Here is a 9,163-nt window from a genome sequence, read left to right as displayed (position 1 = left end):
ATGATGTGGTGCACAACATATCAGAAAGAGCCATGGGAATCGAAATGACTAATTAAAATAACTACATAATGATTGATTGGAAATTAAATCAATTTGACATTCGTACCAGGTATAAACAATTAACCCAATAACCATTTAACCATTCCCCAACTATTTTGTCATCGCTTCCAAGATATCGTGCTTGGTGACAATGTGGATCTGATGGTTATCATCACGCACCAAGACTGCCTTTTCCTTATCCAACATAGAGCTCAGCACGTCCAAGGTGCTGTCTAATGCCACAAACTTCATGGAAGCTTCCATCACATCCGCCACTGTGGCATCTTTCAATTCGGGGTTTTCTATTATTTTGGAGAGTAGTTTGCTATCTGTCAAAGAACCTACTACATGACCATCTTCCAAAACCGGGATTTGGGATACACTTTTCCCATTCATCAGGTGGATAGCATCTTTTACTTTGTCATTTTTGTGGGATACTACTAATTGGTAACTCCCATTTCTAGAACCGATGATATCTCTTGCGGTTCCAAAGGTTTTGTTTTCAAGAAAACCATGGTTTCGCATCCAATCGTCATTGTAGATTTTGCCGAGATACCTCGTCCCATGGTCAGGAAGGATGATTACCATGCGGTCTCCCTCTTTAAGGTTTTCTTTGGCATATTCCAAAGCCCCATGTACTGCAGACCCACAAGACCAGCCAACAAACAAACCTTCTTCTCTAGAAAGCCTTCTTGTCATGACAGCTGCGTCTTTATCAGTTACTTTGATGAAGTGGTCGATCAGAGAAAAATCAACATTTTTGGGTAAAATATCCTCTCCGATTCCTTCTGTCAGATATGGATAGATTTCATTTTCATCGAAGATCCCTGTTTCTTTATATTTTTTGAATACGGAACCATAAGTATCAATTCCCACAGTCACAATATCCGGATTTTGTTCCTTGAGATACTTGGCAGTGCCACACATAGATCCGCCTGTACCTACCCCGGCCGCATAATGGGTAATTTTCCCTTCGGTATCACGCCAGATTTCAGGACCGGTAGTCTCGTAATGTGCCAGTGAATTGGATAGGTTATCGTATTGGTTTGGGTAAAAAGAATTGGGGATATCCTGATTCAGTTTTTTGGCTACAGAATAATAAGATCTTGGATCATCAGGTGTTACATTGGTCGGACATACGATCACTTCAGCACCTACTGCTTTAAGAATATCAATCTTCTCTTTGGATTGTTTGTCGGCCATTGTAAAAATACACCTGTAGCCCTTAGCAATGGCTGCAAGTGCCAAACCCATTCCTGTATTGCCGCTTGTTCCTTCTATGATTGTTCCACCCGGCTTTAAAAATCCCGCTTCTTCCGCATCTTCGACCATCTTGATGGCCATACGGTCTTTCATTGAATTTCCGGGGTTAAAATATTCTACTTTGACGAGAATCTCTCCTTTGATGCCTTTGTTCAGTTTGTTCAACCGGACCATCGGGGTATTTCCGATGGTTTCAATAATGGAATTGTAAATCATAAACTTTGGGTTATAAAGCCCGAATTTACGAATATTTTTAAACCTCAGCGATTTCTGAGGGGAGTATCCAAATAATATTTCGAAAAGGTTATTTGTAAATCAAGAGACTTTGGCCACAGACTCGACCTGTACAGCATATTCATCGACCAAGGCCACAGCTCCATGAATTGCGGTTTCATCAAGATCAGAAATCAGAATTTTCAGATTTTGGCTGACAGAGGGATATTTGAATGTAGCAATGGTGGCCAACATACTTTCCTGAAAATAAGGGTATGCTTTTCTGATCGATCCGCCCAAAACAATTGCTTGGGGAGCCAAGGTATAAAGGATGTTTTTGATCAATTCACCAAGGTGATGTCCAAACTCAGCATAAGCTTTGATTGCCTCAGGGTCACCTTCTTTAGCTTTTTTTGACAATGTCTTGGCTTTGGAACCATACTTGGCATTGAAAAATTTGCTGCTGCAATAGAACTCAAAATCCTGATCGAGATAAGGAGCAGAACACCATTCGCCTGCCGCACAGTTAAACCCACAGTACAAATGACCATTTGCAATGATCCCGGCCCCAAGACCAGTTCCTAAGGTAATACCTACGACATGCTTGTAAACACTTGCGGCCCCAAACTTATACTCGCCAAGAGCAAAACAATTGGCATCATTGTTTATGTACACAGGCTTCGAAAATCTTTCTTCCAAAAATTCTCTCAGATGGACCCTTCTGAATGAAGGTATGTTTTCTAAGTTGAGCACCAATCCCAAATCAGTATCTATCAAACCGGGAATCCCTATTCCGATGGCGTAGAAATCATGATGGCTGTATGAAGAAATCAATCCTGCTATGGTTTCCAGGATAAATTCCTGACTCTCTTGTGAGGGGGTAGCAATGGTGCGGATATCTATCAATTCAGAACCAACAAGAACTCCTGCTTTGATATTGGTACCTCCAATGTCAAGTCCAAGAATAGGTTTTTCGGTTTTCAGCATAGGTCTAAGGTTTTTAAGCTTTAAACAGAAAAAGAAGAATGAATTTTCATTCTCCTTTTCCCAAAAATTTTTGTTTCGGGCCGGTTAATTCAGCATCCCTTCTATTGACTTCTCAAGCTCCCGGGCGTGTGCCAAAAACTCTTCCACATTCATGTCTTTGAAAAAGATCAGGCCATGACTAGACCTTACTTTGGCACTTTCATGAAGGTAAAAATAATTTTTACCCAAAAGTAACTGAATATCGTCTAGTTGTCCAACCCATGTGCGCTTGGCAACGGTAGAAAATTTACCATTGTGCGAATAACTTGGAAATGAAGCATTCACTTGGCTAAGGTAACAGTTAGAGAATGAATCCTCCATCACTGACATGTCTCCCAAGGAAACAGGGACGATAACATTGGCCTCATGAGGCTCAAATTTAAACCAAACGTTTCTATATCCGATAATCCTCAACTTACTCAAGTCTTTTTCTTCTCCCCACTGTCTGACGGCCTCAGCCGTGGCCTGCAATACTTTGTAGTGGGTATCCGGTCCGGATCCTTCAGGATCAAGTGTCAAACTTATTTTGGTTGGATTGACTTTTTTGAATAATTCCACGATCGGAACCACATCTCTTTTTTTATCAGGCTGTTCTGTGAAAATATCTCCGGTATAAAACCCTAACCTTAAATGATGGACATTTTTAACCTGAACACCAAAATGTGCCCACACCAATTCTTCCTCAAACTCCCGAATCATCCCTTTAATTTTTTGGATTTTGGATGGGTTCTTTTCCCCATCATAAGAATTTCGAAGGATACTGATGATGTCATTGATGGTTTCTCTCAACTTACTTGCTGATTTGACTTCAAAGACATCAACCACAGCGCGGACGACCCTATGGCAAAGTCCTCTGATTCTTTCATCCAAATCTTCGGAAGCAACATTGGTAAGAAAATGATAGACATCTTTGTCTGTCTTCAACTTATATCCAACTTCAAAAAAGTCTTCAAATTTGACCATTTGAATTTTTCCCTCATTCAATAATTTCTTTGTATGAAGAAGCGTGTCAATCACAAAAGTATTGGCCACAGCTGTAAAGCCTGAAGTCAAAACCGAGAAATGTGCCTCATTGCTGTTTTCATGCAATTGATTGGTGATGTGGGGCAAAATTCCCAAAGAAATATCATCATGGTGAGGTCCTGTATGCAAGAGAACTTCATTTTTTTCTTTGGTAGTACCTCTTTTCAATTTGGCAATTGTACTTTCCATCACCTGATTGACTGTTTCCTCAGACAATCCCGGAATCATTGCGGTGTATTTGTCAGCTTTTAAGTCCTCCATCTTGAGACGGTGACCGTATTTCTTTATCCTTTTACAAAGGTCAATGATTGACCTTTCGGTTTTTTCCCAAGTCCATTCACCCTGACGGTAGTACGCATCAACCGAGTCTGTCAACCTTACCGCAGCTCCTTTGGTAAGGTAGAAGCGTCCGTTTTTCAGTTTTTGCAAAACTGTCGCCGGATAAACATTGTCTAAAGGTGTCTCCAATGAATCTTTTACAATCTGTGCTTTGGCCTCTCCCGCTGCGATGATGATTCCTACAGCATTTGGATTGTACACTATGGTGTCCAAACCGATCGTGATCACCAATCTATTGGCAGAGACTTCTATCCCTCCCAAATCTCCGGCTGCCACTGCTTGGGTTTCAAAGTTGGTTTCAGTCAATCTTGTTGTGGAAAAAAGATGCGATCCACGGGTATTGAATGCGATGTGTCCGTCAGGGCCTATTCCTCCCAAAAAGAACCCTATTCCGCCGGCATCTCTGATTTTTTGCTCATATTGACCGCACCAATGGTCAATTTTATAGATCGACTCCTGTTGGATTTTCTCTAAGTTATTGACAGGATCTCTGAACCTTAGCGAAAGGTCCACCTTCAGGTCAGGGAAAACTTCTTTGAAGTGTTTCCCTCCTGCCAAGGGAATTTCGTCAGAATTGATCAGGATGGCCTTTTCTTTACTCAGTCCAAATCCTTCCAAGTAAAATTTATTTACATAGTCAAAAAAACTGTTTTTTTGTTTTGAAGAAATCGGATAAAACTCATCGATCTGTACAAAGGTCAAATCCTTCAAATAAGGTTTTTTGACTGCTCCAAGTCCATATTTTTCCCTAGTCTCTTTTCCTTTTTTAGTATCCCAATTCTCCAAGAGATATTGAGTCCATTTGATGAAATACTCAGGAGTTTTGCCCGTCGGCAAACTGATGACTCCCTGAGGATTTTCAGAAACCCATTCCAAAAACCGGCAGGCAGTGATCAGACCGAGTTTTGGAAAATTATCAACCATGAGGTAAGGGATCAGGGTAGTGATTTTTTCAACACCTGATTCTCTTTGGAAAGCTTTTTCTACTTCTGAAAGTGGATAATTGCTAAGCATAGGACTGTTTTTTTGATTCAGACTTTTTAGAAATAATTGACAATTCGAGTCGCGCTTAATGTTTGCTGCCCTAGGGCAACAAACCGATTTAAATTTGGCTTTAACCCCAACTTAAAGAAGAAATGAGCTTCTTGACTTTGATTACCTTTTGCATTGAACTTTAAATAATAAAATTCCGCTAGCTATATTTCTATGCAAAAATAAAAAAACTTTTACTTAAAATCATATACTTTTATAAAATTTTTAAAAAAGATATTCAAATTTAGCTAAAATATATTTTTAGTAAATCCAATCTTGATTTTCAGTTGAAATTCTTTGATCACTTTGAATATCTCCACCAAAGTAACCATCTGCACTTTGGTCAGTTCGTCTATACTGACATGATTGGTCGGATTTTCATTGCTTTGAATAAGGTGTAATGATTGCTTCTCAAGCCTGAGACCCATCAGATAATAATAGGCATGGTAGATTTCTTTTGCTTCCCTTTCCGTAAACACTTTCCTCTCCTCCAAAATCCTGATCCGATCTCCAGTATTGGGCTCAAAAATCCTATACTTCAAAGCAAATAAACGGACCAGGTCCACAATTGGGGTCATGGTTTTTTTGATGTTGAAATATTTTTCTCCGTCTATTTTATAGGTTTTGATGTTTTTGAAAAAAGTCAGAGGCGGCTCAAACTGAAGCGCATTGGTTCCCATGTTAATAAAAAACTTTTCTGAAGGTTTTTCCAATTGTTGGTCCATGAATTTCTTTAAGTCCTCCAAAAGCCCAAACTCCCCATAAATAGGCCGACAATCAAAGAAAGTCGAATACTTCATGACAGTCTCAGGAGTAGATTCCTGAATCCAACTTTCATAATTCCGCTTCCAATGGGAAAGAGAATGGGTCCATTTTGGGTTTTTAGCCATAAATCCACCTTTACAAAACACAAAACCCACCTGATCCAAGGCAAAGGACACCCTTTCGGCAAAATCCAAAAAGTATTCCCTGACCATTTCCCTTTGCTCATTGGCCTTGTCCTCATAGATGATGGCATTGTCCTGATCGGTTTTGAGGGTTTGTTCACCCCGCCCTTCACTGCCAAGCACAAAAAACACAAACTTGGCAGGTGGTTCACCGATTTCCCTTATGGTGTTTTCGATGATCCGCAGTGCGATCGTATCTGCCACAGCGGTGATGATCTGATTGACAATCTGGGATTTAAGCCCCTTCTCGATCAGTTGGTGGATAATTTGAGGGACTTGCTGCCATTTTTCTTTCAACTCCTCCGTATCCATAGACTGCTTCACAGATTGGATAAATACAAAAGGACCCTGTGCCTGCTCAGAGAGGATTTTGTTACGGCTAATCCAACCAACAAAAGTTTCCTTGTTTTGAACCAAAAGATAGCGGGTCTTAGTCCTGAACATCATCAGGAGCGCTTCATATAAAAAAGCTGAATCCTGTATATAAACAATATTCCTATCCATGATTTCACCTACAGGGGTGCCAAAAGAAAGCTTATTGGCGATAATCCTGTCCCGGAGCGTGATATCAGTGACAAATCCAATAATTTCATTTGGAGAATCTCCTACAAAAAAACAGGAAATCTTGTCCCTAGCCATCAAGCGAGCCACTTCAAAAACAGGGGTTTGGGCAGGACACACAGATAAATTCCGGAAATGGAGGTCTCCGACTTTTTTGGTATAGATGTGGTCAATATTATTTTCAGCTGTGGTTATCATTCCTTCCCAAACTCTCCATGGTGAAAATAATTAAATTTCTTAATTTCGGCTATGATAATTATTGTAACAGGAGTTTCGGGAAGCGGAAAAACAACTTTGGGCACCCAATTGTCCAAAAAACTTAGGCTGCCTTTTTTTGATGCAGATGACTTTCATCCCAAAGCCAATGTGGAAAAGATGACACAGGGAATTCCCCTGACCGACCACGACCGACAGCCTTGGCTCGAGCACCTTGCTGACAATATAAAAGTATGGGAATCGTCTGGCGGCGGAATCCTTGCCTGTTCGGCCTTGCGTGAACACTATAGACAAATCCTCCAAGTAGTTCCTAATATAGTATGGCTGCACCTCATTGGAAGCAAAGATATTTTGACTGAAAGGCTTTCCTTACGGAAAGGCCATTACATGAATCCCGGCCTATTGGATTCCCAATTGGAGACTTGGGAGGAAGCCGAATATGGACATCGGATTGATATCTCAAAAACTCCTGAAGAAATGGTTGCGGAAATTCTGAAAATAGAAGAAATCAAGATGCCTTCACTTCACTTTGGCGTCATAGGCATGGGAGTAATGGGCAAAAGCCTAGCCCTCAACCTTGCTGACAACGGAATCCCGACGGCAGTGTACAACAGACATGTCGAAGGAAAAGAGGAAAAAATCGCTTCCACATTTGCTGCTGAAAATTCGGATCTTCCACTTCTGAAAGGTTTTGATGGGTTAGAGGAATTTATTTCTTCCTTGGAAAAACCCAAGAAAATCCTCCTGATGATCCCTGCCGGCAATGCAATAGACATGCAGATCGCCCAATTGCTTCCGATGCTTGAGCCGGGAGACATCATCATTGACGGAGGAAATTCATTTTTTGAAGATTCGAAAAGACGTTTTGAAGAATTGGACGCCAAAGGTTTCCATTTTATTCCGATGGGAGTTTCAGGAGGAGAAGAAGGAGCAAGAAAAGGACCTTCCCTGATGCCGAGCGGGAATCAGGAAGCTTATGACTTGGTATCCCCTTACCTCAAAAAAATCGCCGCCAAAGACAATAACGGCGCGCCATGTGTCAGCTTTATCGGCAATTCGGGTGCGGGACATTTCATCAAAATGGTCCACAACAGCATCGAATACGGTGAAATGCAGACTTTGGCGGAAACTGTCCACCTGATGAAGTATGGACTCAAACTCTCTTATCCGGAAATTTCAAGAACACTGAAATCCTGGACCAATGAAGGTCTGAAAAGTTACCTGCTGGAAATCACCGCCGATATCCTGCTTGCCAAGGAAGGGAAAAACTTCCTGCTCGATCAGGTATTGGACAAAGCCGGACAAAAAGGAACAGGCTCTTGGTCATTGACCACAGCTTTGAAATACAATGTCGCTTACAGCCCGCTTTCGGAAGCTGTCACCGCTAGGATGCTGTCCGGCAACAAAGACGAACGGGAAGAAATGGCTACTTTTTTTGGTCATCGATTCGGAGCTTTTGGAGAAGACAAGGTCATTCTGATTGAGAAAATCAAAAACGCTTACGCCCTCACCCGCATCATCAACCACGAAGTAGGATTTGAATTGATGAATCAGGTCTCCCTGACAGAAAACTGGAACCTCAATATGAGTGAGATATCACGGATTTGGACCAATGGATGCATTATCCGTTCGACACTGATGGAAAACATGGTTGCTTTGTACAAGGAAAACAGTTCGCTGCTGAAAGCCAAACAGATGAAAACCAAGATCAAAGAACTCCGGTATGACCTTTCTTATATCGTTGGCTTGGGGCTACAGCACAATTATGCATTACCAACGATGTCAGCAGCCATAAATTATTATTATGGAAGGATCACTTCGGATTCTTCTGCAAATTTGATTCAAGCACAAAGGGATTACTTTGGTGCCCACACCTATCAGCGAAAAGACGATCCTAACGGACCCTTTCACCATTCGGACTGGAAAGGAAGTATCCCCAAAGGGGGAAGTATGGAGATTGGGTATTAGGGGGTTGGTCAAGGGTTATTGGGTTATTTGGTTAATGGGTCCAGACCATAGACCATAGTCGATAGTCAATGGCAAAGAACCTAAAACATGTAACCGATTCTTCAAAATGGTGAAAGCAGGAGTTAATATCCAAAAGTATCTTAATATCCACCAATATCTTTTTCTCATAAAACCATGAAAAACATCCTTAAATATTTTCTGACCCTTTGTTTGACCTTATTGGTATTCCTTCAGGTAAAAGCCCAGGAATATATCGTCACCAACGTCCATGTCATCGGTATGCAAAATGACAAGGTGCTCAAAGACCAGTTTATCCATATCAAGGGAGATAAGATTGTCGGTGTTTTTCCCAAAAAAGACCTAGGCAAGTTTGAGAAAATGGAAAAAATAGATGGAAAAGGAGCCTATGCTTTTCCTGGTTTGGCGGAAATGCATTCTCATATCCCTATCACTGAAACGGGCGATTTCTCCTACATGCAGGATGTCATGTGGCTTTACCTTGCCAATGGAATCCTCAATGTCCGCGGAATGATTGG

At 41.2% G+C, this 9,163-nt stretch carries 5 protein-coding genes and 1 pseudogene; 2 read left to right on the top strand and 4 right to left on the bottom strand.

Annotated elements, in window-relative coordinates:
• Positions 1-150 precede the first annotated feature (150 nt).
• From ACZFYI_RS10635 to ACZFYI_RS10620, 4 genes are all read right to left on the bottom strand, one after another.
• Positions 151-1,518, bottom strand: a complete 1,368-nt coding sequence (locus tag ACZFYI_RS10635) for a cystathionine beta-synthase (protein WP_462524111.1) — start codon at positions 1,516-1,518, stop codon at positions 151-153.
• A gap of 99 nt (positions 1,519-1,617) precedes the next feature.
• Positions 1,618-2,502, bottom strand: a complete 885-nt coding sequence (locus ACZFYI_RS10630; protein ID WP_462524110.1) for an ROK family protein — start codon at positions 2,500-2,502, stop codon at positions 1,618-1,620.
• A gap of 84 nt (positions 2,503-2,586) precedes the next feature.
• Complete coding sequence (locus tag ACZFYI_RS10625) at positions 2,587-4,917, bottom strand: glucosamine-6-phosphate isomerase (RefSeq protein ID WP_462524109.1); 2,331 nt, start codon at positions 4,915-4,917, stop codon at positions 2,587-2,589.
• A 266-nt stretch (positions 4,918-5,183) separates the two neighbouring features.
• Positions 5,184-6,641 (bottom strand): DUF294 nucleotidyltransferase-like domain-containing protein, encoded by a 1,458-nt coding sequence (locus ACZFYI_RS10620; RefSeq protein ID WP_462524108.1) that lies wholly within the window; start codon positions 6,639-6,641, stop codon positions 5,184-5,186.
• Between the two features lie 51 nt (positions 6,642-6,692).
• Between ACZFYI_RS10620 and gndA the strand changes: the two genes are divergently transcribed.
• On the top strand, positions 6,693-8,627 hold the full coding sequence (gndA, locus tag ACZFYI_RS10615) for an NADP-dependent phosphogluconate dehydrogenase (RefSeq protein ID WP_462524107.1): 1,935 nt from the start codon (positions 6,693-6,695) through the stop codon (positions 8,625-8,627).
• Positions 8,628-8,801: 174 nt separating this feature from the next.
• Positions 8,802-9,163, top strand: a pseudogene (locus tag ACZFYI_RS10610) (amidohydrolase family protein); the annotation flags it as partial.

It is taken from the genome of Aquiflexum sp. (genome assembly GCF_977115555.1).
This window is presented reverse-complemented; position numbering and strand designations above follow the sequence as displayed.